The organism is Burkholderia sp. Bp8986 (genome assembly GCF_003854225.1).
In the GTDB taxonomy this organism is placed as follows: Bacteria; Pseudomonadota; Gammaproteobacteria; order Burkholderiales; family Burkholderiaceae; genus Burkholderia.
On sequence record NZ_QTQM01000007.1, the window covers coordinates 21819 to 46456 of the forward strand.

Below are 24638 nucleotides of genomic sequence, written 5' to 3' on the forward strand. Positions count from 1 at the left end.
CTCTCGAATCCGCTCAGCTGAACAGGCCCAGCACGGTCTGGAACAGCGAAGCCGCCGTCTGGATCACTTTCGCGTTCGCCTGGTAGAGCTGCTGGTACTGCATCAGGTTCGCGGCTTCCTCGTTCTGGTTCACGCCCGACACCGACTGCTGCGCGGACGTGATCTGGCCGACCAGCGCCGTCTGTGCGGTACTCGACGACTTGAGCTGGCTCGCCGCGTTGCCGATGTTGTTCACATAGTTCGCGTAGGCGCCCGTAAGCGTCGTCGTGCCGCCGCCGAGGGTCTTCGCGTTGACGAGCCGCGACAGCGCGAGCGCGTTGCTGCCGTCGCTCGTGCCGCCCGCGTACGGCCCGATCGTGAACGAATCGCCGTCCGACGGCGTGCCCGACAGCGTGACGGTCACGCCGTTCAGCGCACCGGCGGCCGTGCCCGACATCGTCATCGCCGCGCCGGTCGACGGGTCGTACGGCACGGGGTCGGTCGGATTGCTGATCGTCACCGATGTCGGCGGCGTGCCCGGGATCGTCACCGTGGTACCGGCCGGGAAGCCCGACAGCGACTGCGTCGCCGCGTCGTAGGTCAGCTTGGTCGACGGCACCTGATAGCCGGAGGTCACCCCGCTCAGCGCGATCTTGGCGGTGCCGATGTTGGTGCTCGACGCCGACGTGACGGCCGGCGACGCGGCCGCGATCGCCGAGCCGCTCGTCGTCGCGAGGCCGAAGCCCGTCAGCGCGCCGCGCGTCGGCAGCACGGTGAACTGGTCGCCGGCATTCATCGCGCCGGACGAGAACGAGAAGTTCAGCCCGCCGAGCGAGACCGGCATCGGCCCCGCCTTCTGGTCGACCACCGACCCGCTCGCGCGGTCGGTCAGCGTGTAGTTCGTGCCGTCAAACGACAGCGTGTAGTCGCTCGTCGTAGGCTGCGACGCGTTGGCGAACGAGACGGACAGCGCCGCGTTGCCGGTATTGCCCTGGTTCGAATAGACGGTCGGGTTCACCACCGTGAACAGGTTGCCGCCCGGATTGCCCGCCAGGTCGACGCCGAGCGCGTTCTGCCCGTTGACCTGCGCGGCGAAGCTGGTCGCGAGCGCGCCGAGCTGCGCCTGCGCGGGGTCGAGCGTCTGGCTGCGGAACGCGAGCAGGCCGCCGAGCGTGCCGCCCGACAGCGACGCATCGGGCAGCGCCTGGTTCGGCCCCGGCGGGTTCGCGCCGGCGATCCCCTGCGACACGACGGTCAGCTCGCTCGGATCGGACGACGACGTGACGGTCGCGAGCTGGTAGCTCTTGTCGGCAAGAACGAGCGGCTGGCCGCCCGCGAGGAACACGCTGTAGCCGCTGTCGTTGCGCACCACCTGCACGCCGGCGAGGCTCGACAGGTTCGACACCGCGAGGTCGCGCTGGTCCATCAGCTGGTTCGGCGGCTGCCCCTGGCTGCTCGCTGCCGAGATCTGCTGGTTCAGCTGCGCGATCTGCTTGGTGTACGTGTTGATCTGCGACACGGTGTCGGTGAGCTGCGTATTCACGCTCTGGCGCAGCGCGTCGTACTGCTGGCCGGCCGCGTTGAGCTGGTTCGCGAGGATCTGCGCGTTGCTGACCGCGGTCTGCCGTACCGACGGATCGGACGCGTTGTTCGCGACGTTCTGCAGCCCGGTGAAATAGCCCGTGATCCCGGTCGAGATGCCGGCCGTCGGGCTGCCGACGTAATTGTTCAGCTGCGCGACGAGCGAATACCACGTCGACAGCGAGCCGCCCTGCGACTGCGCGCTGTTCAGCTGGTCGCTCAGGTACTGGCTGTACTGCCGCTGCACGGTGACGGTATTCACGCCCTGCGGCATGTAGCCGCTCGCCGTGTACTGACCGCTCGCCTCGGCATAGACCGGGCGCTCGACCGAATAGCCGGGCGTCGCGGCGTTGCTGATGTTCTGGCCGGTCGTCGTGAGGCCCCAGAGCGCGGCATTGAGGCCGCTGACACCGAGGTTCATGAGTGAGTTGGACATGCGCGATCCTGATGAGCCGGCCGCGCTGCGGCCGCCGGGTTGCGTGACTCCCGGTATAACGGCCGCGGATCGGAAAAATTGAGGGAAAAATGCGCGCGCGACGCGCGCATGCGCGTCGTCCGGCGAGCGGCCCGGCGCACGCTGCCGGCGCCGGTGCGAGAGCGGCCCCGAACCGGGCCGCGAGCGGATGCGTCAGGCCCGCGCGAGCGAGCGGCGCTTCATCTCGAGCTGCGTGATCAGGCGCTGCAGCGTGTTCTCCGCGCTGCCCGGCAGCGACATGAAGCGAAAGCCGAGCTGGTAGCGGCGCGAGCCGTTCGGCATCTGGGTCGAACGCTGCGACACGAGCTGCAGGTCGAGCGACAGCTTGCCGTGGCCGTTCAGCTCGAGCTCGACGCCCGGCAGCAGCGTGCCGACATCGAGCGTCTCGACGCGCTCGTCGGCGGTCCGCAGGCCGACGCCGCCGAGCGACAGGTTATGCACCTCGAACATGAAGCCCTCGCCGTCCGGCAACCGGCCGCGGCACAGGAACGGATCGACGATCGGTGCATCGACGCGGAAATACTCGCGGCGCTGGATGCACATCAGCACGTCGGGGAAATCGGCGACGAACGCGGGCAGCCCCTCGTAGCGCGTCTCGCGCGGCGTGTTCGTGGTGAATTCGACGCGCACGCCTTCCGGCGCGGCCGCGAAGGTGCAATGCGACGCGCCGAGGATGCCGGCGTTCTGCTCGGACAGCGCGCCCCAGTCGAACGTGAACGTGCGCGCGCCGACGTCGACCTCGAGCAGGCGCGTGACGAGCTGGCCGCCCGGGTACTGGACGGTCAGGAAGTCGCCCCGGTTCACGAGGTTGCGCAGCTGCACGCCGATCTCCAGCGGATTGCGGCGGGCGTAGTCGGGCCCGGAATGGCCCGCATCCAGGCTCGGATCGGTCGACGTTTCGATATTCATGGCTAGCCGGTTTTCTTTTCAGGGCGCCCGGGCGACCGGTGCGCAGTAAAACCGGGCCAGAACATGGCCCGGTTACAGGTCTCTCACACTTAGCGGCAGTGCTCACCGAAAGTTTAGATCGAAACGCCGGTATTTTTCGCGCAAACGTTGAAAACCGCGCGCGGCGGGATGCCGGGCACGGTTCGTAAGATTGTAAAAACGGCGGCAGGCGGGGCCGTTGCGGCCCTGCCCCGTCAGCCGATCTGCTGCATGATCGAGATCAGCTTCTTCGCGTAATTCGGGTCGGTCGCGTAACCGGCCTTCTGCATTCCGTGCGCGAAACCCTCGACGCTGCGGCTCGCGCTGAGCACGCCTGCATAGCGCGGGTTGTTCTTCAGCAGGTTCGCATAGTCGGTCATCGCGTGCTCGTACGAGTCGTACGCGCGGAATTTCGCGACGACGCGGCGCGGCGTGCCGTTCACGTATTCGGTCGTCAGCGCCGACACCGTGCGGCCCGTCCAGCCCTTGTTCGCCTTGATGCCGAACACGTTGTAGCTCGTCGAGCCGTCGCTCGCGCGAATCTCGCGCTTGCCCCAGCCCGATTCGAGCGCGGCCTGGCCGACGATGAAGCGCGCCGGGATGCCGGTGGTCGCGCTCGCCGCCTGCGCCGGGCCGGCGAGCCGGTCGACGAACGCGTCGGCGTCCTGCACGCCGCTCGCGCCCTTCAGCGGCGGCGTCAGCGCGCTGCCGGCCGTGTAGCCGCGCGAGCCGGCGAGCCCGCCGTTGTTCGCCGCGTTCGCGTAGGCCCGCGCCATCGCGTTCATCGCGGCGAGGCTGCCTTCGTTGCCCGACGTGCCCGAGCCGGCCGCACCCAGGCCCGCCGCAGCGAGCCCGGCCGCGCCCGCGTCGGCCGCCGTATCGCTGCCCGAGCCCTGCCCCGCGTTGCGCAGCAGCTGCTTCATCAGCGCGTCGGCCACGCCGATCCCGCGCTTCGACATCTGCTGCGCGAGCTGCTGGTCGAGCATCGACGTGTACATCTTCGACGTGTGCGAATCGAGCAGCCCGCCGTCGGGCGACGCGTCGCGCATGCTCTTGAGCATCATCTGCGTGAACATCGCGTCGAACTGGCCCGCGACCGCCTTCGCACCGGCCTGCGGCGACTGCTTCGCCTGCGCGCGCAGCGCGTCGAAGCCCTGCACGTCGAGGGCGAAGCGCTGCGTCAGGTCGTTCGCGTTCGGAAGATTCGCCGCCATTCAGATCACCTCCAGGTCTGCGCGCAGCGCGCCGGCCGCCTTCATCGCCTGCAGGATCGACATCAGGTCCGCCGGCGTCGCGCCGAGCGTGTTCAGCGCCTTCACGACGTCGGCCAGGTTCGCGCCGGCGGTCACCATCTTGAGCGCGCCGTTGTCCTGCTTCAGCTGGATCTGCGACTGCTGCGCGACCACCGTCTGCCCGTTCGAGAACGGCCCCGGCTGCGACACCACCGGCTGCGTGTTGACGACCACCGACAGGTTGCCGTGCGCGACCGCGCAGCTTTGCAGCGTGACCATCTGGTTCATCACGATCGAGCCGGTGCGCGCGTTCAGGATCACCTTCGCGGCGGCCTTGTCCGGGCTCACGTCGAGGTTCTGCAGGCGGGCCATGAACGCGACCTGCTGCGCGGAATCCGCCGGCGCGGCGAGCTGGATCGTGCGGCCGTCGAGCGCCGTCGCGGTGCCCGGGCCGAAGCTCGAATTGACCGCGGACACGATCCGCTGCGCGGTGCCGTAGTCCATGTCGTTCAGCTGCAGCTGCAGCACGCCGTTCATCTGCGCGATCGCGTTCGGCACCGCCCGCTCGACGATCGCGCCGCCGACGATCCGGCCGGCCGCGAGCTGGTTCACCTGCACGCGGCTGCCGTTCGCGCTGGCGCCCGCGCCGCCGACCGCCATGTTGCCCTGCGCGAGCGCGTACACCTGCCCGTCCGCGCCCTTCAGCGGCGTGAGCAGCAGCGTGCCGCCGCGCAGGCTCTTCGCGTTGCCGAGCGACGACACGGTCACGTCGAGCGCCTCGCCCGGCCGCGCGAACGGCGGCAGCGTCGCGGTCACCATCACGGCCGCGACGTTCTTCAGCTGCATGTTGTTCAGCGACGACGGCCCGCCGTTGGCCGAGCCGTTGTTGATCGAGATGCCGAGGTTCGCGAGCATGTTCGCGAGCGTCTGCGTCGTGAACGGCGTCTGCATCGTCTGGTCGCCCGTGCCGTCGAGGCCGACGACGAGGCCATAGCCGATCAGCGGGTTGTCGCGCACGCCCTGGATTTGCGCGAGGTCCTTCAGGCGCTCCGCGTGCGCGGGTGCCGCGCCGAGCGCGCACGCCGCCAGCACGAACGCGGCGGCGATCCGCGCGACGGCACGCGCACGGGACGACAGGCGGTGGAGAAGAGGCTGCTGCATCGTCATCACCACGGTGCGATGTTGAGGAAGAAGCGCTGCAGCCAGCCCATCGTCTCGGCTTCGTTGATGTAGCCCTTCGACGAGTATTCGATCTTCGCGTCGGCGACCTGCGTCGAATAGACGGAGTTCGCGCCCGAGATCGTGTTCGGGTTGACGACCCCCGAGAAGCGCACGAATTCGTTGCCCTGGTTGATCAGCATCTGCTTCTCGCCGCTGACCACGAGGTTGCCGTTCGGCAGCACGTTGGTGACGGTCACCGTGATCGTGCCGTTGAACGTGTTCGCCGCGCTCGCGCCGCCGGTGGCCGCGAACTTGTTGGTGCCGGCCGCCGACAGGTTCGCCTTCGCGAACAGCCCGCCGAGGAAGCCGGCCGTCGGCACGTTGAAGTCGGTGTTGCCCTGGCGGTTCGTGTTCGCGCCCGACGACTTGGTCGCGTTGATGTTCTCCGCAATCATGATCGTCAGGATGTCGCCGACGTTGCGCGGCCGCTGATCCTCGAACAGCGGCCGCCCCGCATAGCCGGGGTTGTAGATCGAGCCGGGCGCCTGCATCGACATCGGCATCGGCGGCTGCGCCGTCATCGGCTGCTGGATGATCGGGTCGCGCGGAATCTGCGCGCAACCGGCGAGCGCGGCCACCGCGACCGCGCACGCGGCGCGGACGGGGGCTGACGGGAGGAGGCGAACCTGCTTCATGGCGACGACGGGACGTTCCGGTTAGCTCTTCATCTGCGTGACGGTCTGCAGCATCTGGTCGGACGTCGTCACGGCCTTGCTGTTGATCTCGTAGGCACGCTGCGTCTGGATCATGTTGACGAGCTCCTGCACGACGTTCACGTTCGACGCCTCGACATAGCCCTGGTTGAGCACGCCCGCGCCGTTCAGGCCCGGCTGCGACACGTTCGGCGCGCCCGACGACGTGGTCTCGGCGAACAGGTTCTCGCCCTTCGCCTCGAGGCCGGCCGGGTTGATGAAGGTCGCGATCTGCAGCGAGCCGATCTGCACCGCGTTGCTCGAGCCCGGCTGCGTGACCGACACGACGCCGTCCTTGCCGATCGTCAGCGACTGCGCGTTCTGCGGCACCGTGATCGCCGGCAGGATCTGGTAGCCGCTCGACGTGACGAGCTGGCCCTGTGCGTTGGTCTGGAACGAGCCGTCGCGCGTGTACGCGTTCGTGCCGTCCGGCATCAGCACCTGGAAGAAGCCCGCGCCGTTGATCGCGACGTCCTTCGAGTTGCCGGTCTGCGTGAGGCCGCCCTGCGTATACAGGCGCTCGGTTGCGACCTGCTGCACGCCGGTGCCGAGCTGCAGGCCCGACGGCAGCTCGGTCTGCTGCGTCGAGTTCGCGCCCGGTTGGCGGATGGTCTGGTACAGCAGATCCTCGAACACCGCGCGCGACGCCTTGAAGCCGTTCGTGCTGGTGTTCGCGAGGTTGTTCGAGATCACGTCCATCTGCGCCTGCTGCGCATTCATGCCGGTGGCGGCAATGTAGAGCGAACGGTTCATGTTGAATCTTCTCCTGGGTGCGAGGGCCGGGCCGCTCAGCTGAAGTTGAGCAGCTGGTTCGCCGACTGCTCGTTCTGGTCGGCCGTCTGGATCAGCTTCGACTGCAGCTGGAACGCCCGTGCGTTGTCGATCATCGCGACCATCGCGGTCACCGGGTTCACGTTGCTGCCTTCGAGCGAATTCGGCGTGACGACCACGGTCGGGTCGGCGTCGGCCGGATTGCCGTCGGCGGTGCGGAACAGCCCGTCGTTGCCGCGCGCGAGCGTGGCCGGGTCGGGGTTCACGAGCTTCATCTGGTCGACGATCGCGACCGCCGTCGGCGGGTCGCCCGGCATCAGCGCGGACACCGTGCCGTCCTTGCCGATCGTCACTTCCGCGTTCGGCGGCACCGAGATCGGGCCGCCGTTGCCGAGCACCGGCAGGTTGCTCGCGTTGACGAGCTGGCCGTTTTCATCGACGTGCAGGTTGCCGGCGCGCGTGTACGCCTCGCTGCCGTCGGCGGTCTGCACCGACAGCCAGCCGGCGCCCTGCACGGCGACGTCGAGCGGGTTGCCGGTGCGCGTGATCGGACCCGGCGCGTAATCCGCGCCGGGCGTCGACGCGAGCACGTAGGTGCGCGTCGTCGTCGGGTCGATGTTGCTGCCGTCGCCGAAATTCATCGGCACCGCGCGGTAGGTCGCGAGCTGCGCGCGAAAACCCGTCGTCGATGCGTTCGCGAGGTTGTTCGCGACGATCGCCTGCTGGTCGAGCGACTGCGACGCGCCCGTCATCGCCGTGTAGATCAGTCGGTCCATGGCTGCCGGTTATCCGCGCGTTACAGGTTGATGAGCGTCTGGTCGACGGTCTGCTGCGTCTTGATCGTCTGCGCGTTCGCCTGGTAGTTGCGCTGCGCGGTGATCAGGTTGACGAGCTGCGACGTCAGGTCGACGTTCGAGTTCTCCAGCGCGCTGCCCTGCAGCGTGCCGTGGTTCGTGCTGCCCGGCGCGGAGATCTGCGGCACGCCCGACGCGGCCGTCTCGGCGTACTGGTTGCCGCCGAGGCTGGTCAGCCCGTTCGGGTTGTTGAAGTTCGCGATCGCGATCTGGCCGAGCACCGCCGTCTGGCCGTTCGAGTAGTTGCCGGTCAGCTTGCCGTCCGAGCCGATCGAGAAGGTCGTCAGCGTGCCGCTCGCGTAGCCGTCCTGCGCGAGGTTGTTCACGCCGTCCTTGCCGCCGTACTGCGTGGTGCCGGTCAGGTCGAGCGTGAGGTTCTGCGGCGTCGCCGAGCCGTCGGTGGTCGGCACGCTGAACTGGAACTGGCCGAGCGATGCGGTCGGCGTCGCGGAACCCGGCAGCGTCGTGCTCTGGATCGCGCCCGACGTGTCGAACGTGACCGTGCCGAGGTCGGTCGCGGTGCCGCCCTGCACGCCCGCGTAGGCTTCCCACGAGCCGGCCGCCGACTTCACGAAATACATGTTGACCGCCTGCGAGCCGCCGAGCGAGTCGTACACCTGGATCGACGTCGAATAGTTGTACGTCGTGGTGTCGGTCGGGTCGAACGGCGTCTTGGCCGGCACCGTGTCCTGCGAGTTCAGGTTGAACTGGCCGGTGATCTTGGTCGTCGGGGTCGGCGCGATGTTGGTCGTCGGCGCCTGCAGCGCCACGGTCTGCGCGGTGTTCAGCACGCCGTTCTTGCCGGCCGCGTAGCCCATCAGGTTCGCGCCCGCCGAGTTGACGATGAAGCCGTTCTTGTCGCGCTGGAACGTGCCGTCGCGCGAGTACGTCGTCACGCCGTTGTTCGACATCTGGAAGAAGCCGTTGCCGTTGATCGCGACGTCGAGCGACGAGTTCGTCGTGTTGATCGTGCCCTGGCCGAACTGCTGCTGCACCGACGCGAGCGTCGTGCCGATCCCGATCTGCGTGTTGACCGACGTCGCGAGCGAGTTCGCGTACATGTCGGAGAACTGCGCGGTGCTCGACTTGAAGCCGACCGTGTTCGCGTTCGCGATGTTGTTGCCGATCACGTCGAGCGCGTTCGATGCGCCGGCGAGGCCGCTCAGACCCTGTTGATAACCCATTTCGGTCTCCGTTTTCGAGAAAGCTGGATCAGTTGCTGGTGGTCGTGCCGCCGGACGACGACGACGCGGTGTTCGGGAAAATCGACGCGACCTGGGTCAAGCCCACCGTCGTGCCGTTCGACAGCACGAGCCCCGCCGTGCCGTCGGCCTGCTTGATCACGCTCTGTACCTGCGCGGCCGCGAGCACGGTCGGCGCGTACGTCTTGCCGTCGCTGCCCGTGTACTGCGCGCTCACGGTGTACTTGCCGTCCGGCAGCGCGTTGCCGGCCGTATCCGTCGGCGTCCAGTTGAACGGCACCGTGCCGGCCGACTGCTGGCCCGCGTTGATCGTGTTCACGACGACGCCCGCGCTGTTCTTCACGGTGATCGTCAGGTTCGACACGTCGCTCGTGAGCGACACGCCGAACGGCGATGCCGCGCCGCTCTTCACCGCGACGCTGTTGCCCGGCGCGAGCACGTTCGTGCCGATCAGCAGCGCGGCCTGCGTCTGCTGGCCGGCCGCGAGTTGCGTCGACAGCGACGTGAGCGACGTATTCAGCTGCGCGATGCCGCTCACCGTGTTGATCTGCGCGAGCTGCGACGTCATCTGCGAGCTGTCGACCGGGCTCGTCGGATCCTGGTTCTGCAGCTGCGTGACGAGCAGCTTCAGGAACGTCGCCTGCAGGTCGCTCGCCGAGGTGCCGGTCGTCGACACGTTGTTGGTGTTCATCGTGTCGGTCGGCAGGGTCGACACGTTGGTGCCGCTGCTGCCGATCGTCGTGCTGGAGGAAGTCATCCTGGATAGCCTTGTGTCGAAACGGTCGGGTCTGGGCCCGGGTGTGGAAGGTCGCTCGGCGCGCGGCTTACGTGCCGATCGTCAGCGTCTTGAGCATCAGCGTCTTCGCGGTGTTCAGCGTCTCGACGTTGGCCTGGTACGAGCGCGACGCCGAGATCATGTTCACCATCTCCTGCACCGGATCGACGTTCGGCATCTGCACGTAGCCGTTCGCGTCGGCGGCCGGGTTCGCCGGGTCGTAGGTCGACTTCATCGGCGACGGATCGTCGACGACCTTCGTCACGCGCACGCCGCCCACGCCCTGGCCGGACGCGGTGCGCGCGCCGCCCATCGGGTCGGTCGCGAACACGACCTGCTTGGCCTTGTACGGCTTGCCGTCGGGGCCGGTCGCGCTGTCGGCGTTCGCGAGGTTCGACGCGGTGACGTTCAGGCGCTGCGATTGCGCGGACAGCGCCGAACCGGCGACGCCGAAGATGTTCATCAACGAGGGCATGGAGGCTCCTGGTGCTTGTGCTCGGGTTCGGTTGCGCTTACGAGTTCGTCGAGATCGCGGCGATCATCGCCTTGATCTGCTGGGTCATCACGGTCATCCCGGTTTCGTAGTGCAGCGCGTTGTTCGCGAACTGCACGCGCTCGACGTCGAGATCGACCGTGTTGCCGTCGAGCGACGGCTGCAGCGGCATCCGGTACTGCGCGCGGCCGTAGTCGTCGGCCGGGCCGCCGGTCGGCATCAGCTTCGCGGTGCCGGCCATGTGGCCGGGTGCCGTCGACACCATCGTCATCCCGCTCGCCACGCCGGCCGGCTGCGCCATCGGCAGCTGCGCGGCGTTGCTCGGCGCGAGGCCGCCGCCGGCCTGCTTCAGCGAGCGCGCGAGGGTCGACGCGAAATCGGTGTCGCGGGCCTGGTAGCCGGGCGTGTCGGCGTTCGCGATGTTCGACGACAGCAGTTCCTGCCGATAGGCGCGCACGTCGAGCGCCTGTCGGCCGAACGCGAATTCGGCATCGAGTTTGTCCAGCATGTGTGCGTCTCTCCGTATGAAGCGCTGCACGCCCGTTGCGCCGGATGGCGACCCAAGGGGCTTTTTTCCATGACAGCGATGGTAGGCGGCGGGCGCAACCGGCAATCGGACGAATAACGCGGCAAAGGCCCCCTCTATTCATCGTTTGCGCGGCGGCCCGGCTCCCTAGAATGCGAATCGGATCAACGGCTTCGAGGACACGGCGATGACAGGCAGCGCACTTCGCGGCAACCACGGACGCGGCACGCGCAGGTCGCGTGCGTTCGCGCTCGCCGCGGCGCTGTGGCTCGCGGTGCCGGCCGCGCACGCGGACGACGGGATGATCGTGATTCCCGGCCGCGGCGAAACGGCCGAGACCGCGCTCGCGCAGGCGAACGCGGCGAGCGGCGGTCAGTTCGGCGGGAATTCGGGGACGGCTTCGGGTACCGGCGTGGCCATGACGGGTGGTGCGGGTGGTGCTGCCGGCGTGACGGGCGCGGCCGCGGCCCGCTACGCGGCGCAGCCGGCTGGCTCGATGGTCGTGATGAATGTCCCGCCGCCGGCTGCCGTGCCGGCGCCGACGCCGCGCCCCTCCTACGCCGCCGCGCGCACGAACGCCACGACCACCGCGACCACCGCGAACGCCTCGAACGCCTCGAACGCCTCGAACGCCTCGAACGCCTCGAACGCCTCGAACGCAGGTTATGGTGCCCTGCGCGCCGCCAATCCGGGCGCCGTCGCGACCGTCGTCGCCGGCGCGGCCGACCCGGCATCGAATTCCGCGCGACCGGCCATCGCCGCGCGCCTCGCCGCGGCCCGCGCCGCTTCAGCCCCGCCGGCCCCGCGCGCACCGGCGGCTGCCGCCAACCCGCCCCAGGTAGCCGCCGCGCCCCAGCCGGCGACACCGCCCGGCCAGCAGGACCCCGACACGATCCGGCGCACGGCGCTCGCATTCCTGCAGCAGCAGGTCGCGGGCCTGCCGGGCAAGACGACCGCGACCGTCGCGGCCGCGTTTCCGCGCGGGCTCGCCGCGTGCACGACGCTCGAGCCGTTCCTGCCGACCGGCGCGCGCCTGTGGGGCCGCACGACGGTCGGCGTGCGCTGCGCGGGCGAGCGGCCGTGGACCGTCTACCTGCAGGCGAAGGTTGCCGTGCAGGCCACCTATTACGTCGCCGCGCGCCAGATCGCGCCCGGCGAGCCGCTCACCGCGGCCGACCTCGTCGCGCGCGACGGCGACCTGACTGTCCTTCCGCTCGCGGTGATCACCGATCCCGCGCAGGCGGTCGGCGCGACCGCGCTGGCGCGGATCTCGGCCGGGCTGCCGCTGCGCCAGGACATGTTGAAGAGCGCCGCGTCGGTGTCCGCCGGCCAGACGGTGCGGGTCGTCGCGGCCGGGCCCGGCTTCACGATCTCGGCCGAGGGCAGCGCGCTCGCGAATGCGGCGCCGGGACAGTCGGTGCGGGTCCGGATGGCCGCGGGGCAAATCGTCACGGCGATCGTCAAGGATGCCGGGACCGTCGAAATTCCGCTGTAGGGCCGGATCGCACCGCAAGATTGTAAAGAATTGTTTATTTGGAGAATTTCGGGCTCACGATGCTAAAGTTCGGGCCGACCCGGCCGTTATCTGGGTCATACCGTCCAGGAAACCCCCATCGTGAAGATCGATTCCACTCCGAACCCGAGCCCACTCGCGTCGACCGGCAACGGCGCGGCCCGCGCGCAATCCGGCGCGGCTTCGTCGTCGTCCGCGCAGGCGGCCGACGCAGGATCGACCGGCGGCGACACGAGCGTGAACCTGTCGGGTCTGTCCGGCCAGCTGCGTTCGCTGTCGGCCTCCGGCAGCGCCGACATCGACACGGCCCTCGTCCAGTCGATCAAGGACGCGCTGAACAACGGCACGTTGACGATCGACGTGAACAAGATCGCCGACGGCGTATTGAATACCGCCCGCGACCTGCTGCAACAGCAGCGCTCGCAGGGCAACTGAGCCGGCCCGGGGCCCGTCACGCCCTGACCGGTCCCCTGGTTTGCCGGCATGCGGCCCCGCGTGCCGGCGCGACGAGCATGACGCGATGAGAGAAGAGCTGCTGGCCACGGTCAACGACGAACACGCGACGGTCGAAGCGTTCGCGTCCCTGCTCGCCTACGAGGAAAAGGCGCTGACGACGCCGGAGCCGCTTGAAATGCTGCCCGGCATCGTCGAGAAGAAGAGCGCGCTGATCGACCGGCTCGCGCAGCTCGAGCGCACGCGCGACACGCAGCTGTCAGCGCTCGGCTTTCCGGCCGGCAAGAAAGGGATGGACCAGGCCGCCGAGCGCGACGCACGCCTCGCCGGCCGCTGGCAGTTGCTGCTGCAGGCCGCCGAACGCGCGCGCCAGGCCAATGCGACCAACGGGATGCTGATCCGGATCCGGATGGACTACAACGAGCGCGCGCTCGCGGTGCTGCGCTCGGCGCCCGCGCCGGCCGGCGTCTACGGGCCCGACGGGCGGGTATCGGCGCTGATGCGCTGATTCTCCGACGTACTGATTCTCCGACGTACTGATTCCCTGACGCACCGATTCCCTGACGTACCGATTCCCTGACGTACCGATTCCCTGACGTACCGATTCCCTGACGTACCGATTCCCTGACGTACCGTTTCACTGACGTACGGATTCCCGACGGGCCGATCACGCCGGCGCATCGACGCGCCGCGCGTGCATCGCGCGGCCCGCCTGCGGCCGCGCGCCCCTTCCCCGCCTTACAGCAGCGGACACGCAGTGACCTGCGTGCCGCGTTCCACGCAAAGCCGTTCGTAGTCGCGCAGGTACGCGCGCTCGTCGTCGTTCAGCAGTTCGACGTCGATCAGGTCCCAGTCGTAGCCGACCGTGACGATGTTCTCGAACGCGACGGTGTCCGATGCGTCGTCGTCCGCGCGCACGATCACGATGTTCTCGATCCGCACGCCGCCCTTGCCCGCCACGTAAATGCCCGGCTCGACCGAAATCACCGCGTTCGGCACCAGCCCGTACCGCGCGCCCGGCGCGAACCGCACGCCGCCCTCGTGCACGTGGATCCCAACACCGTGCCCGGTGCCGTGACCGAAATCGTAGCCGTGGTCGCGGCACACCTGGCGCACCGCCGCGTCGACGTCGCCTCCCGTCGCCGTCTTCGGGAAGCGCGTGACGAGCCCCTTGATGCAGGCCTTCAGCGCGACCGTGTAGATCTCGCGCTGCCACGGCTGCGCGACCGTCTCCGGCCGCGTGCGGCGCAGCACGACGCGCGTGCAGTCCGTCGCGAAACCGGCGTCGTAATACGCGCCGCTGTCGAGCAGCACGAGTTCGCCTTCGGTCAGCTCGACGTCGGCGCTCGCCGCCGTGTAGTGCGCGAACGCGCTGTTCGCGCCGTTCGCCGCGATCGACGGGAAGGTCAGCGCGACCGCCGAGCGGGCGCCGTACGCGTCGTTGATCGTGCGGGCCAGGTCGTACTCGGTATGGCGCTGCCCCGGCTCGCCGGCCTTCGCCCAGCGCATCGTTTCGGCGATCGCCGCCGAACTGCGCGCGAACGCGTCGCGGAACCGGTCGAGCACCGCCGGCGTCTTGCCGGCGCGCAGCGCCTCGACCGGGTTGAAGTCGGCGTGCCGCGCGTGCGGCCACACGCGGCGCACCGACTCGACGAGCGCGCAGTTGACCGACTCGAAGCCGTAACACACGTGCTCGACCGCGAACCGCGCGAGGAAGCGCTCGAGTTCGGCGAAGTCGCGCCGGATCACGTGCAGCGCCGGATACGACGCCAGTTCGACCGGGCAGCGGTCGCAACCCTCCGGCAGGAACAGCGCGACCTGCTCGCCGATAGCGAACAGGAAGCCCAGGTGCGACGACGCATTCGGGATGTGATAGCCGCGGCTGTTCAGCAGGTACGCGAGGTCGTCCGACGCGCACGTGAAGAACGCGGTCGTGCCGGGCGCAGCGCCGGTGTGTGCGGCGAGTTGCCGGTTCAGCGCGTCGAGGTTCTGCGCGACGCTCGCGCCGGTCATCGCGTCCGGCAGTTCGAAGATCGGCCGCTCGACCACCCAGCCCGGCAGCGCGATCGCGCGGTCGATCTCGCGCTCGACGAGGCTCGTCCAGTCGAGCGATGCCGCCTGCGTCTGCTCGACCAGCCGGTCGCGCTGCGCGACGCTGATCCGCAGCGCGTCGTAGCCGACCCGCGCGAGCCGGCTCGCGTGCGCGAGCAGCCAGTCGGCCAGCGCCTGCCAGATCGTCACGTTCATGCCGAGCTTCTCGATGCGCACGCGCGCCGGGTCGCACTGCCGTTCGGCCTGCAGGTGATAGCGGCCGTCGACGAACAGCACGAACGGCGGCACGCCGAGCGCCTCGGCGGTCGCCGCGCTCAGGAAGATGCCGCAGCCGGCCGAGCCGTCGAAACCCGACAGCGCATAGCGCGGGTTGTTGCGGCGCGGCAGGTATTCGGTGATGTACTCGTCCTGCGACGTGACCACGACCGCGTCGAGCCGGGCGGCGTCGAGCAGGCGCGACAGGCCGGCCTGCGTGTCGGCGACGGACGCGTCGTACGGGGGAAGGCCGGAGAAGCTGTATTTCAGTCGATCGATCATCGGATACCCGTTATGGATTGTTGTCGGCGGCCGGCGGCGTCACGCGGCATGGCGCACGCCTCACCCGGCACGCTGCCCGCGCGCGGACGACGCGCCGCCCGGCGGGCAGCCGGGCCGTGGCGCCGTTCCAGCGGCAGGCTTTCGGGGAAATTTTTGTCTCACTTAACTTTGTTTGATGCGTGCGACAGAATCTAGAGCACGGTGAAATTGAGGTCAAGCTAAAATTTTCGTAGGGCTAAAATTGCCGATGCGTGCGGTGCGCGACGGCGGCACCGCCGTGCGCGGCGTGGCGGCGGACCGGCGCGACTGCACGGTACAATGCGCCCGCATCGTCGTCCCGACGGCCGTGCTTCGTGCGATTCGCGGAACGGCAACGTCCGGCGACTGCACCGCCCCCCTCGCTCGCCTCCCGACTCGTTGCCACGAAAGAGATCCATGGATTCAGACATCATGCGTATCGGCCAGCGCATTCGCCGCCTGCGCCGGGAAGCGAAGAAAACGCTGCTGGAAGTCGCGACCGAAGCGAACCTGTCGGTCGGGTTCCTGTCGCAGGTCGAGCGCCATCTGACCGGTATCTCGCTGTCATCGCTGGTCAACGTCGCGAAAGCGCTCGACGTACCGCTCGGCACGCTGATCGACCAGCCGCGCCAGGCGCAGCCCGACTCGCACGCGGGCCGCCGCGAACCGTACGCGGTCGACGCCGCGTCGCAGTGGTACGAGCGGCTGTCCACCACCTTCGACGGCAGCCAGATCAACGCGCTCAAGGTCCGGATGATGGAGGGCTACCGGTCGGAATGGGTCGCGCACGGCGGCGACGAGTTCGTGTACGTGCTGACCGGCCGGCTCTGCTACACGATCGGCAAGAAGGATTACCCGCTGTCGCCCGGTGATTCGCTGCACTTCGACGCGAGGAAGCGCCATCGCGTCGCGAACGTCGGCGACGGGCCCGCGGAGCTGATCGCGGTCGGCACGCTGCCCCTCTTCGACGACAACTGCGCCGAGTTGGGGTCCGCCGCGATGAAAATCAGGCTGCTCGCGCGCGATGCCGGCGCGACGCCGGGCGAGCCGCGCGTGAGCCGCCGCGAACCGTCACCGAAGCGGGAGCGCGACGCGGACGCCGCGCAGCCCGCCGACAAGCCGGCCGGCGCCGCGGCCAAGACGGCTGCCGGGAAGTCCCGCGCGGCCACCGGCAAACGTCCGGCTGCCGCCACGCCGGCGCGCCGCACCGCCAAGCGCATGAAGAAATGACGGCTGGCGGCCGGGCGGCGCACCGCTCGGCACGGTCCGCACGATTTGCGGAATCGATTCACGGCCTGATTCGCAACCCGATTCCCCCGCCTATTCCGCGATCGCCAGCGCCTGCTTGACGGCCTCGACCCGCGCGCGATGCACGGCGTCCTTGATCTGCATCGCATCGTTGCCGACGCCGCGCGCGATCGCGCCCGCGTCGACGCTGCGCGCCGCCACCAGCGCCACGCGCAGCCGCTCGGCCTGCGGATACGGCTGCGTGTCGAGCCCGAGCCGGCCGCGCGCATCCGCTTCGCACGCCTGCAGCATCTCCGCGAAGCGCGCCGGCTTGCGCAGCGCGTCGCTGCGCTCGAAGAAACGCACCAGCGCGGCCGCGCCCATTTCCATCACGCGATGCAGGTTGCCGTGCTCGCGCGCGACCACCAGCGCGAGATCGCGGCAATCGTTCGGCACGCGCAGCCGCTCGCACAGCGGCTTGATGAGGTCGACGCTGCGGCCTTCGTGGCCGACATGGCGCGGCAGCACGTCGGCGGGCGTCGTCGCCTTGCCGAGATCGTGCGTGAGCGCCGCGAAGCGCACCGGCAGCGAATAGCCCTGCTTCGCCGCGTAGTCGACGACCATCATCACGTGCACGCCGGTGTCGACTTCCGGGTGATAGTCGGCGCGCTGCGGCACGCCCCACAGCGCGTCGACCTCGGGCAGGATGCGCGCGAGCGCGCCGCACTCGCGCAGCACCGCGAACATCCGCGACGGTTTCGCCTCCATCAGCCCGCGCGCGATCTCCTGCCACACGCGCTCGGGCACCAGCGCATCCGCTTCGCCCGCGTCGACCATCCGCCGCATCAGCGCGAGCGTGTCGTCCGCGACCGTGAAATCGGCGAAGCGCGCGGCAAAGCGCGCGATCCGCAGGATCCGCACCGGATCCTCGACGAACGCGTCGCCGACATGCCGGAACACGCGTGCGCGCAGGTCGGCCTGCCCGTCGAACGGATCGATCACCGGGCCGACCAGCGCGCCCTCCGGGCTCACTTCGCGCGCCATCGCGTTGATCGTCAGGTCACGCCGCGCGAGGTCCTCTTCGAGCGTCACGTCCGGCGCATAGTAGAACTGGAAGCCGTGATAGCCGGCCGCCGTCTTGCGCTCGGTGCGCGCGAGCGCGTATTCCTCCTGCGTGTCCGGATGCAGGAACACGGGGAAATCCTTGCCGACCGGCCGGAAGCCCTGCGCGGCCATCTGCTCGGGCGTCGCGCCCACCACCACGTAGTCGCGGTCCTGCACCGGCACGCCGAGCAATTCGTCGCGGATCGCTCCGCCTACTGCGTAGATGTTCATGGCGTCGGTTCGTATTCGGCGATCACGTTGGTTTCGCGGCGCGCGCCATCGATCCAGCGCTGCACCGCCGGCAGTGCCGTCACGCGCGCCGCATACCCGGCCGCTTCCGGCGACAGCGCCGGCGCATACGTGTTGAAGCGCATCACGACGGGCGCATACATCGCATCGGCGATGCCGAATTCGCCGAACAGGAACGGGCCGCCCGAGGCCTCGATGCACGCGCTCCACAGCGCGTCGATGCGCGCGACGTCGGCGAGCGCCTCGGGCGTCGCGCCGCGCCCCGGCATCGACGCGCGCACGCTCATTCCCATCTGCGTGCGCAGCGCGGCGAAGCCCGAATGCATCTCGGCCGAGATGCAGCGCGCATGCGCGCGATCGAGCGGATCGGCCGGCCACATCGGGAACTGCGGATAGCGCTCGGCGAGCGTCTCGGCGATCGCGAGCGAATCCCAGATCGCGACGCCGTGGTCGTCGATCAGGCACGGCACCTTGCCGGTCGGCGAATACTCGCGGATGCGCGCGGCCGTGTCGTCGCGGCGCAGCTCGATCACGATCTCGTCGAACGGGATGCCGAAATGCGCGAGCAGCAGCCACGGCCGCATCGACCACGACGAGTAGTTCTTGTCTCCAATGACGAGTTTCATGGCGGTGTTCCGGAAAGCGCGAAAGTGAATGACGGAAGCGACGGTCCGCGGCGCCTAGCGGCGGCGCGAGCGGAACCAGTCGAAGCGGGAGCGCCGCGCGGCATGGCCGAGATACGCGGGCGCGATACTCTCGAGACTCGCGGGCGAGATCCCGAGTTCCGGTGCGAGCGGCCCGGACAGCACGTTCGGCACCGACATCGACGCGAGATTGTCGCGCGTGATCACCGGCTCGCCGGGCAGGCATTCGAACACGCTCGCCTGCAGCCGCGCGAGCGCGTCGGGCAGCCGCACGATGCGTGCCTGCCTGCCGACCAGCGTGCCGCAATAGCGCACCAGCTGCTCGAGCGTATAGACGGTCGGGCCGCCGAGTTCGTAGGTCTTGCCGTGCGCGGCCGCGAGATCGAGCGTGTTGACGAACGCGCGCACGACGTCGCCGACGAACACCGGCTGGAAGCGCGCATCGGGCATCGCGAGCGGCAGCACCGGCAGCGTGCGCTGCAGGTTCGCGAACGTGTTCAGGAATGCGTCGCCGGGGCCGAAGACGACCGACGGGCGGAAGATCGTCAGCGTGAGCGAATCGGTCGCCGCGACCGCATGCAGCGCGGCCTCGCCGTCGCCCTTCGAGCGCTGGTACATGCTCGGGCCGTGCGAATCGGCGCCGAGCGCGCTCATGTGCAGCACGCGCCGCACGCCGACTTCGACGCACGCGGCGGCCAGCGCGGCCGGCAGCGCGACGTGCGCGCGCTCGAACCCGGGCCCGTACGGCGTGCCACGGCCGCCGTGCAGCACGCCGACGAGATTGACGGCCGCATGCGCGCCGGCGACGAACCGGGCGAGCGTGCGCGTATCGAGCGCGTCGAGCTCGACGATCTCGACCGGCAGCATCTGCAGGTGGCGTGCGTGCTCGCGCCGCCGCGTGCCGATCCGCACCTGCTTGCCGGCGTCGATCAGCGCGTTGACGAGCCGGCTGCCGATGAAGCCGGTGCCGCCCAGCAGCGCGACGGTCTGGCGATCCATGTTCGGGTCCTCAAAAGAACACTGCCGCGTCTCGCGCGGCAGTGTGAAGATTGCGGATCAGGGCGAGATCATGCCTAGGCGTTTCTTCAACGACTGCGGTTTGCCCTCGAAGAGCGCCGCGTAGTAGACGGTGTTCGACAGCACGTTCTTCACGTAGTCGCGCGTCTCGTTGAACGGAATCGTCTCCGCGAAGATCGCGCCTTCGACCGGCTGCGTCAACACCTGGCGCCACTGGCGCGGCCGGCCCGGGCCCGCGTTGTAGCCGGCGGTTGCCAGCACCGGCGAGCTGTCGAAGTTGTTGTAGATGTCCGCCAGATACCAGGTGCCGAGCTGGATGTTGGTATTGATGTCGTGCATCTGCGCACGCGTGATCGTGCCCATCCCGAGCTTCTTCGCGACGAGCTGCGCGGTGGCCGGCATCAGCTGCATCAGGCCGCCCGCGCCGACCGACGAACGCGCGTTCGTGATGAAGCGCGACTCCTGGCGGATCAGCCCGTATGCCCATTCGATGTCGAGGCCCGACGACTGCGCGTAGCGCTCGACGATGTCACGGTACGGCGACGGGTAGCGCAGCGTGAAGTCGTGCTCGGCCTTCGTGCGGTCGGCCGTGTTGACGGTGCGGTCGAGCAGGTCGATGCGCTTGCCGTATTCGGCGGCCGCGAGCAGCTGGCGATCGGTCATCCCGCGCAGCGGCCAGTTCCATTCGCGGTTGCCTTCGAGACGCAGGTTCAGCCCGTAGAAGCGTTGCGCGAGCGCGAAGCCCGGGATCTTGCTCATCGCGTCGATGTCGCCATCGCTCACCTTCGTGCGCGGCGGGATCGACGTGCGCTGGCCGAGCTCTTCGCCGGCGAGCTGCCCGTAGAAGTTGTACTGGCCCGCGACCTGCTCGAATTCCTGGTTCGCCTGCAGCGTGTCGCCGCTCTGCTTGAGCGCGCGCGCATGCCAGTAGATCCATGCCGGATCGTCGCGCAGCGACGGCGGCATCTGTTCGATCGACCAGCGCACCATCGGCCAGTTGCCTGCGAGCAGCGCGGCGCGCGTGCGCCATTCGTAGCCCGGGTTCGACAGCGGCGCGTTCGCGGATTTCGCATACCAGACCGACGCGAGCGCCGAGCGCTTGATCGCGCCCTGGTAGCCGATCGCGCCCCACGCGATCGCCTGCTCCTGCTTCGTCAGCGAGCCGGCGATCGACGTCAGCATCCCGGCGGCCGCGTCCGGATCGTTGCGCGCCATGCGGCCGAGCGCGATCAGCGCGAGCTGGTGCGAGGCCGCGTCGGGGCCGACGCCGCGCGCGAGGTACAGCGGCGGCGCGCTGGTCGCCTGGTCGAAACCGACCGGGCGCGCGCCGAGCGCGTCGACGATCTTGCCGCCGAGCGTCGTGTAGTTCTGCTCGTACGCGAGACGCGCCTGCTGCCACACGTCGTCGCTCGTGAACTGCTGGTTGACGGTGAGCGCCGTAATCAGGTCGACACAGGCGTCGCCGTAGTATTTCGGCTCGACGAGCAGCGCACGCGCCGCCTCGGCGACGTTCTCGCCGCGCGCCGCGCGCGATTCGAGCGCGTAGCACTTGACCTGCGTGTCGTCGTCGAGCACGAAGCGCTTGTACTGGTCGTCGAAGTTGCGCCAGTCGTGACGCGCGCCGAGCACGAGCAGGTAGTCGTTGCGCAGGCGGTCGGCGATCGCCTGGCCGTCGTAGCGCTGCAGGAACGACTGCACCGGTGCGTCCGGTGCGTCGACACGTGCGCGGCCGGTCGAATCGAACAGCTGCGGCTTGATCTGGAAATACTCGACGTAGGACGGGACCGGATAGTTCGGGATCATCGACGCGAGCTGCGCGGCCTTCGCGGCGTCGTTGCGGCGCGCGGCTTCGCGCAGCTGCACGAAGATCTGGTCGTCCCCGGCGAGCGTGTCGTCGCCCGGTGCGGCGCACGCGGCCGTGCCCGCGACGAGCGCGGCGGCCGAAAGCGTGAGCGCGACCGCGCGATATACTCGGAAAAGGCTGTTCGACATCATTATGAATGGAGCACGAAGTGAGCGAAAGCATAGCATGCAACCCTGTGCCGAACCCGAAGGTTGCACTGCGCAAAACGCTGTCCGGCGCGCGTCGCGACGCCGCATCGCAGCCCGCCGCGAACGCCGCGCTCGACGCGCGGCTGCGCCTGTTGCTCGAGCGCCTCGCGCCCGCGACGGTCGGCTTCTACTGGCCGCTGCCGGGCGAATTCGACGCGCGCGACGCGGTGCTCGCGTGGGCCGCGGCCGGCACGGGCCGCCGCGCCGCGCTGCCGGTGATCGGAGAGCGTCACACGCCGCTCGCGTTCCATGCGTGGGATGCGGATACGCCGATGCGCGAAGGCCATCACCGGATTCCGGAACCGGCGTCGGGCGTCGTCGTCGTGCCCGACCTGCTGCTGATTCCGTGCGTGGGATTCGATCTGCAGCGCTACCGGCTCGGCTACGGCGGCGGCTACTACGACCGCACGCTCGCGGTGTGGCCCGGCGACACGCTGCCGGTGACGGTCGGCATCGCGTATGAAGCGTGCCGCGTCGATGCGCTGCCAGCCGAGGCGCACGATCTCGCGATGCGCTGGATCGTGACCGACGGCGCGCTTTACCCGGCCGCCTGATGAAGCGGCGCGCGCTGCTGCGTGAGCGGCATGCCGCGCGTCACCGCGCTCACCCTCCCGTCCGCAATCGTTTACAGCGACGCCGCCGCGCGCGCGGCCGTGTCGTAGAGGCCCGATGCGTGGCGCAGCAACTGCGCCGCGTCGCCGATCTGCTCGTTGGTGAGGCCGCTGTCCTTGAGCGTCTCGATCAGGCAGTGCTCGCGCACCTCCCGATACTTCAGGCACAGCTCGCGGCCCGCCTCGGTCGCGAAGAAGAACACCTCCTTGCCGCTCTTCTCGCTCTTCACATAGCCGCGCGCGATCAGTTTTTTCAGCGCATAGGTCGCGACGTGCGTATCCTCGATATTGAGCACGAAGCAGATGTCGGCGAGCTTCTTCTTGCGTTCGCGGTGGCTCACGTGATGCAGCAGCGACACCTCGACCGCCGTCATGTCCTTCGCGCCCGCGGCCGACATGCAGCGCACCATCCAGCGGTTGAATGCGTTGCCGGCCATGATGAGCCCGTATTCGAGTTCCGACAGCTCCGCGCTCGAATCGGAAACGAGGTGTTCGGATGACACGATCTTGGTCGCAGGACGCTTCATGGAAAGGCGGAGCAAGCCGGATGACAGGGTGTGCCGAGTGTACGCCAGAAGCCCGGACATACGGGCTAGGCGAAAACGCTTATTGGGAAGTTGTCGATATTTTATTGACAATGTGCGCTAACATTGCCGTCCGAACCGTGCCAGTCCGATGACGCAACCCCGCATTTATCCGCTCGGCGATGCCGCCCTCGTCTGCGAGGTACCGCCGCCCGCCACGCTCGATTGCCAGCGCCGCGTCTGGGCCGTCGCCGAGGTCGCGCGCGCGTGGCCCGACGTGATCGACGTCGTGCCGGGCATGAACAACCTGACGATCGTGTTCGACGCGCTCGCCACGACGGCCGACTCGCTCACGCCGGCGCTGCGCGACGCGTGGGAAACCGCCGACGTCGAGCACGCGGACGGCCGGGAAATCGACATCCCGGTCGAATACGGCGGTGCCGCCGGTCCCGACCTCGCGGCCGTCGCCGCGCACACCGGGCTGCCGGCCGACGAAGTCGTCGCGCGCCACGCGGCCGGCGCCTACGTCGTGTTCTTCGTCGGCTTCCAGCCGGGCTTCGCGTATCTCGGCGGCCTCGATGCGTCGCTGCACACGCCGCGCCGCGCGGCCCCGCGCCTCGAGGTGCCGGCCGGCTCGGTCGGCATCGGCGGCGCGCAGACGGGCATCTATCCGGCCACGTCGCCCGGCGGCTGGCAACTGATCGGCCGCACGTCGCACGTGCTGTTCGACCCGGCGCGGCCGCAGCCGACGCTGCTGCTGCCCGGCGACCGCGTGCGCTTCACCATTGCCGGAGTCGACGCGACATGAGCCAGAACACCGCACCGGGCACGATCGAGGTCGTCCGCGCCGGCCCGCTGTCGACCGTGCAGGATCTCGGCCGCCGCGGCACACGCCATCTCGGCGTCGCGCAGGGCGGCGCGCTCGACGGCCTCGCGCTCGAGGTCGGCAACCGGCTGGTCGGCAACCGCCCCGACGCGGCGGCCGTCGAAATCACGATCGGGCCGGCCGCGTTCCGCTTCACGCGCGCGACGCGCATCGCGATCACCGGCACCGAATTCGGCGCGACGCTCGACGGCCGGCCCGTGTATTCCTGGTGGAGCCTGCCGGTCGACGCCGGGCAGACGCTCGTGCTGCCGGCCGCGAAACGCGGCATGCGCGGCTACCTGTGCATCGCGGGCGGCATCGACGTACTGCCGATGCTCGGCTCGCGCAGCACCGATCTCGCGTCGCGCTTCGGCGGCCTCGGCGGCCGCGCGCTGCGCGACGGCGACCGGCTGCCGGTCGGCGTGCCGCCGGCCGGCGCCGGCTGCCTCGCGGCCGACGCGCCCGAATTCGGCGTGAAGGCGCCCGCGTGGTGCGCGTTCGTGCGCGTCGACGAACCGCCGCGCCGCCACCGGCCCGCGCATGCGCCGTGGGCGATGCCCGTGCGCGTGCTGCCGGGCCCCGACTACGCGTCGTTCGCGGCCGATTCGCAGCAGGCGTTCTGGGACGAGGAATGGCTCGTCACCGCGAACAGCAACCGGATGGGCTATCGTCTCGCCGGCGCCGAACTGGTGCGCGAGCGGCCGGTCGAGCTGCTGTCGCACGCGGTGCTGCCCGGCACGATCCAGGTGCCGCCGAACGGCCAGCCGATCGTGCTGATGCACGATGCGCAGACCACCGGCGGCTATCCGAAGATCGGCACGGTGATCCGCGCGGATCTCTGGAAACTCGCACAGGCGCGGCTCAACCTGCCGATCCGCTTCGTGCGCACGACACCCGACGCCGCGCGCGCCGCCCTGGTCGCAGAACGTGCCTATCTGCGCCAGATCGACGTCGCGATCGAGATGCGCGAGGAAACGCGCCGCCGCGCGCAATCGCGCGCAGCGTGACAATGACGGAAGCAGGACGAAGGACGCGCCACGCACC

24 protein-coding genes are annotated in these 24638 nt (G+C 69.3%); 7 read left to right on the plus strand and 17 right to left on the minus strand.

Translation table 11 applies throughout. The annotated features are described in order from the left end of the window. Positions 1–13: 13 nt before the first annotated feature. The 11 genes from flgK to DID99_RS09425 all read right to left on the minus strand — a co-directional run bounded on the left by flgK (position 14) and on the right by DID99_RS09425 (position 10710). Positions 14–1996, minus strand: coding sequence for a flagellar hook-associated protein FlgK (gene flgK / locus DID99_RS09375; protein ID WP_124666544.1), 1983 nt, complete (start codon positions 1994–1996; stop codon positions 14–16). 192 nt (positions 1997–2188) lie between these two features. Then, positions 2189–2944 (minus strand): flagellar brake protein, encoded by a 756-nt coding sequence (locus DID99_RS09380; RefSeq protein WP_124486646.1) that lies wholly within the window; start codon positions 2942–2944, stop codon positions 2189–2191. Between the two features lie 233 nt (positions 2945–3177). Beyond that, positions 3178–4176: a flagellar assembly peptidoglycan hydrolase FlgJ gene (gene flgJ / locus DID99_RS09385; protein ID WP_124570731.1), complete on the minus strand. Its 999-nt coding sequence runs from the start codon at positions 4174–4176 to the stop codon at positions 3178–3180. After that, positions 4177–5355 carry a flagellar basal body P-ring protein FlgI gene (locus DID99_RS09390; RefSeq protein WP_044847897.1) on the minus strand — a complete coding sequence of 393 codons (1179 nt, stop codon included), beginning with the start codon at positions 5353–5355 and terminating at the stop codon, positions 4177–4179. A gap of 5 nt (positions 5356–5360) precedes the next feature. Then, positions 5361–6050, minus strand: a complete 690-nt coding sequence (flgH, locus tag DID99_RS09395) for a flagellar basal body L-ring protein FlgH (RefSeq protein ID WP_044847878.1) — start codon at positions 6048–6050, stop codon at positions 5361–5363. 21 nt (positions 6051–6071) lie between these two features. Then, positions 6072–6860: a flagellar basal-body rod protein FlgG gene (gene flgG / locus DID99_RS09400; RefSeq protein WP_014895799.1), complete on the minus strand. Its 789-nt coding sequence runs from the start codon at positions 6858–6860 to the stop codon at positions 6072–6074. Between the two features lie 35 nt (positions 6861–6895). Then, positions 6896–7654, minus strand: coding sequence for a flagellar basal-body rod protein FlgF (gene flgF / locus DID99_RS09405; protein ID WP_044847877.1), 759 nt, complete (start codon positions 7652–7654; stop codon positions 6896–6898). 20 nt (positions 7655–7674) lie between these two features. Next, the gene (flgE, locus tag DID99_RS09410; protein ID WP_124666545.1) at positions 7675–8916 is read right to left on the minus strand and encodes a flagellar hook protein FlgE; all 1242 of its coding nucleotides are present in this window, start codon (positions 8914–8916) and stop codon (positions 7675–7677) included. A gap of 28 nt (positions 8917–8944) precedes the next feature. After that, positions 8945–9691 (minus strand): flagellar hook assembly protein FlgD, encoded by a 747-nt coding sequence (locus DID99_RS09415; protein ID WP_044847875.1) that lies wholly within the window; start codon positions 9689–9691, stop codon positions 8945–8947. 67 nt (positions 9692–9758) lie between these two features. After that, complete coding sequence (flgC, locus tag DID99_RS09420) at positions 9759–10184, minus strand: flagellar basal body rod protein FlgC (RefSeq protein WP_044847874.1); 426 nt, start codon at positions 10182–10184, stop codon at positions 9759–9761. Between the two features lie 37 nt (positions 10185–10221). Continuing rightward, entirely contained in the window at positions 10222–10710 is a 489-nt protein-coding gene (locus tag DID99_RS09425) for a flagellar basal body rod protein FlgB (protein ID WP_124666546.1), read from the minus strand. Positions 10711–10915: 205 nt separating this feature from the next. Here DID99_RS09425 and flgA point away from each other — a divergent pair, with 205 nt between their 5' ends. From flgA to DID99_RS09440, 3 genes are all read left to right on the plus strand, one after another. Next, positions 10916–12223 (plus strand): flagellar basal body P-ring formation chaperone FlgA, encoded by a 1308-nt coding sequence (flgA, locus tag DID99_RS09430; RefSeq protein WP_124666547.1) that lies wholly within the window; start codon positions 10916–10918, stop codon positions 12221–12223. A 120-nt stretch (positions 12224–12343) separates the two neighbouring features. Further along, a complete protein-coding gene (gene flgM / locus DID99_RS09435; RefSeq protein ID WP_044847871.1) occupies positions 12344–12676 on the plus strand; it encodes a flagellar biosynthesis anti-sigma factor FlgM in 333 nt (110 codons plus the stop codon). 85 nt (positions 12677–12761) lie between these two features. Further along, complete coding sequence (locus DID99_RS09440; RefSeq protein ID WP_039317824.1) at positions 12762–13202, plus strand: flagella synthesis protein FlgN; 441 nt, start codon at positions 12762–12764, stop codon at positions 13200–13202. Positions 13203–13432: 230 nt separating this feature from the next. On the opposite strand, the gene DID99_RS09445 is transcribed toward DID99_RS09440, so the two are convergent. Beyond that, positions 13433–15283: a M24 family metallopeptidase gene (locus DID99_RS09445; RefSeq protein ID WP_124666548.1), complete on the minus strand. Its 1851-nt coding sequence runs from the start codon at positions 15281–15283 to the stop codon at positions 13433–13435. 435 nt (positions 15284–15718) lie between these two features. Here DID99_RS09445 and DID99_RS09455 point away from each other — a divergent pair, with 435 nt between their 5' ends. Beyond that, a complete protein-coding gene (locus tag DID99_RS09455) occupies positions 15719–16531 on the plus strand; it encodes a helix-turn-helix domain-containing protein (protein ID WP_124486653.1) in 813 nt (270 codons plus the stop codon). 90 nt (positions 16532–16621) lie between these two features. Here the strand turns inward: DID99_RS09455 and DID99_RS09460 are convergent, their stop codons facing one another. The 4 genes from DID99_RS09460 to DID99_RS09475 are packed head-to-tail and all read right to left on the minus strand — an operon-like array spanning position 16622 to position 21534. After that, a complete protein-coding gene (locus tag DID99_RS09460) occupies positions 16622–17863 on the minus strand; it encodes a multifunctional CCA addition/repair protein (RefSeq protein ID WP_124666549.1) in 1242 nt (413 codons plus the stop codon). Next, positions 17860–18507 (minus strand): glutathione S-transferase family protein, encoded by a 648-nt coding sequence (locus DID99_RS09465; protein WP_124486655.1) that lies wholly within the window; start codon positions 18505–18507, stop codon positions 17860–17862. Before DID99_RS09465 ends, DID99_RS09460 begins: the two co-directional genes overlap by 4 nt. 54 nt (positions 18508–18561) lie before the next feature. Beyond that, positions 18562–19524: a complex I NDUFA9 subunit family protein gene (locus DID99_RS09470; protein WP_124520538.1), complete on the minus strand. Its 963-nt coding sequence runs from the start codon at positions 19522–19524 to the stop codon at positions 18562–18564. Positions 19525–19581: 57 nt separating this feature from the next. Beyond that, on the minus strand, positions 19582–21534 hold the full coding sequence (locus DID99_RS09475; protein ID WP_124486656.1) for a lytic transglycosylase domain-containing protein: 1953 nt from the start codon (positions 21532–21534) through the stop codon (positions 19582–19584). A gap of 8 nt (positions 21535–21542) precedes the next feature. Here DID99_RS09475 and DID99_RS09480 point away from each other — a divergent pair, with 8 nt between their 5' ends. After that, complete coding sequence (locus DID99_RS09480; RefSeq protein WP_044847864.1) at positions 21543–22148, plus strand: 5-formyltetrahydrofolate cyclo-ligase; 606 nt, start codon at positions 21543–21545, stop codon at positions 22146–22148. 71 nt (positions 22149–22219) lie between these two features. Here the strand turns inward: DID99_RS09480 and DID99_RS09485 are convergent, their stop codons facing one another. Continuing rightward, positions 22220–22732, minus strand: coding sequence for a winged helix DNA-binding protein (locus DID99_RS09485; protein WP_059448486.1), 513 nt, complete (start codon positions 22730–22732; stop codon positions 22220–22222). Positions 22733–22880: 148 nt separating this feature from the next. Here DID99_RS09485 and pxpB point away from each other — a divergent pair, with 148 nt between their 5' ends. Beyond that, on the plus strand, positions 22881–23537 hold the full coding sequence (gene pxpB / locus DID99_RS09490; RefSeq protein WP_124570737.1) for a 5-oxoprolinase subunit PxpB: 657 nt from the start codon (positions 22881–22883) through the stop codon (positions 23535–23537). Continuing rightward, positions 23534–24601 (plus strand): biotin-dependent carboxyltransferase family protein, encoded by a 1068-nt coding sequence (locus DID99_RS09495; RefSeq protein WP_124520540.1) that lies wholly within the window; start codon positions 23534–23536, stop codon positions 24599–24601. Before pxpB ends, DID99_RS09495 begins: the two co-directional genes overlap by 4 nt. The last annotated feature ends 37 nt before the right edge of the window (positions 24602–24638 follow it).

What these genes read in the sequence shown, in the direction of transcription:
- DID99_RS09440 (WP_039317824.1), top strand. Translation starts at nt 12,762, where the DNA reads ATGAGAGAAGAGCTGCTGGCCACGGTCAACGACGAACACGCGACGGTC.
- flgC (WP_044847874.1), bottom strand. Translation starts at nt 10,184, where the DNA reads ATGCCCTCGTTGATGAACATCTTCGGCGTCGCCGGTTCGGCGCTGTCC.
- DID99_RS09455 (WP_124486653.1), top strand. Translation starts at nt 15,719, where the DNA reads ATGGATTCAGACATCATGCGTATCGGCCAGCGCATTCGCCGCCTGCGC.
- flgE (WP_124666545.1), bottom strand. Translation starts at nt 8,916, where the DNA reads ATGGGTTATCAACAGGGTCTGAGCGGCCTCGCCGGCGCATCGAACGCG.
- DID99_RS09445 (WP_124666548.1), bottom strand. Translation starts at nt 15,283, where the DNA reads ATGATCGATCGACTGAAATACAGCTTCTCCGGCCTTCCCCCGTACGAC.
- DID99_RS09460 (WP_124666549.1), bottom strand. Translation starts at nt 17,863, where the DNA reads ATGAACATCTACGCAGTAGGCGGAGCGATCCGCGACGAATTGCTCGGC.
- pxpB (WP_124570737.1), top strand. Translation starts at nt 22,881, where the DNA reads ATGACGCAACCCCGCATTTATCCGCTCGGCGATGCCGCCCTCGTCTGC.
- flgJ (WP_124570731.1), bottom strand. Translation starts at nt 4,176, where the DNA reads ATGGCGGCGAATCTTCCGAACGCGAACGACCTGACGCAGCGCTTCGCC.
- DID99_RS09480 (WP_044847864.1), top strand. Translation starts at nt 21,543, where the DNA reads ATGGAGCACGAAGTGAGCGAAAGCATAGCATGCAACCCTGTGCCGAAC.
- flgG (WP_014895799.1), bottom strand. Translation starts at nt 6,860, where the DNA reads ATGAACCGTTCGCTCTACATTGCCGCCACCGGCATGAATGCGCAGCAG.
- flgA (WP_124666547.1), top strand. Translation starts at nt 10,916, where the DNA reads ATGACAGGCAGCGCACTTCGCGGCAACCACGGACGCGGCACGCGCAGG.
- DID99_RS09425 (WP_124666546.1), bottom strand. Translation starts at nt 10,710, where the DNA reads ATGCTGGACAAACTCGATGCCGAATTCGCGTTCGGCCGACAGGCGCTC.
- DID99_RS09380 (WP_124486646.1), bottom strand. Translation starts at nt 2,944, where the DNA reads ATGAATATCGAAACGTCGACCGATCCGAGCCTGGATGCGGGCCATTCC.
- flgK (WP_124666544.1), bottom strand. Translation starts at nt 1,996, where the DNA reads ATGTCCAACTCACTCATGAACCTCGGTGTCAGCGGCCTCAATGCCGCG.
- DID99_RS09465 (WP_124486655.1), bottom strand. Translation starts at nt 18,507, where the DNA reads ATGAAACTCGTCATTGGAGACAAGAACTACTCGTCGTGGTCGATGCGG.
- flgH (WP_044847878.1), bottom strand. Translation starts at nt 6,050, where the DNA reads ATGAAGCAGGTTCGCCTCCTCCCGTCAGCCCCCGTCCGCGCCGCGTGC.
- DID99_RS09470 (WP_124520538.1), bottom strand. Translation starts at nt 19,524, where the DNA reads ATGGATCGCCAGACCGTCGCGCTGCTGGGCGGCACCGGCTTCATCGGC.
- DID99_RS09495 (WP_124520540.1), top strand. Translation starts at nt 23,534, where the DNA reads ATGAGCCAGAACACCGCACCGGGCACGATCGAGGTCGTCCGCGCCGGC.
- flgF (WP_044847877.1), bottom strand. Translation starts at nt 7,654, where the DNA reads ATGGACCGACTGATCTACACGGCGATGACGGGCGCGTCGCAGTCGCTC.
- DID99_RS09390 (WP_044847897.1), bottom strand. Translation starts at nt 5,355, where the DNA reads ATGCAGCAGCCTCTTCTCCACCGCCTGTCGTCCCGTGCGCGTGCCGTC.
- DID99_RS09415 (WP_044847875.1), bottom strand. Translation starts at nt 9,691, where the DNA reads ATGACTTCCTCCAGCACGACGATCGGCAGCAGCGGCACCAACGTGTCG.
- DID99_RS09485 (WP_059448486.1), bottom strand. Translation starts at nt 22,732, where the DNA reads ATGAAGCGTCCTGCGACCAAGATCGTGTCATCCGAACACCTCGTTTCC.
- DID99_RS09475 (WP_124486656.1), bottom strand. Translation starts at nt 21,534, where the DNA reads ATGTCGAACAGCCTTTTCCGAGTATATCGCGCGGTCGCGCTCACGCTT.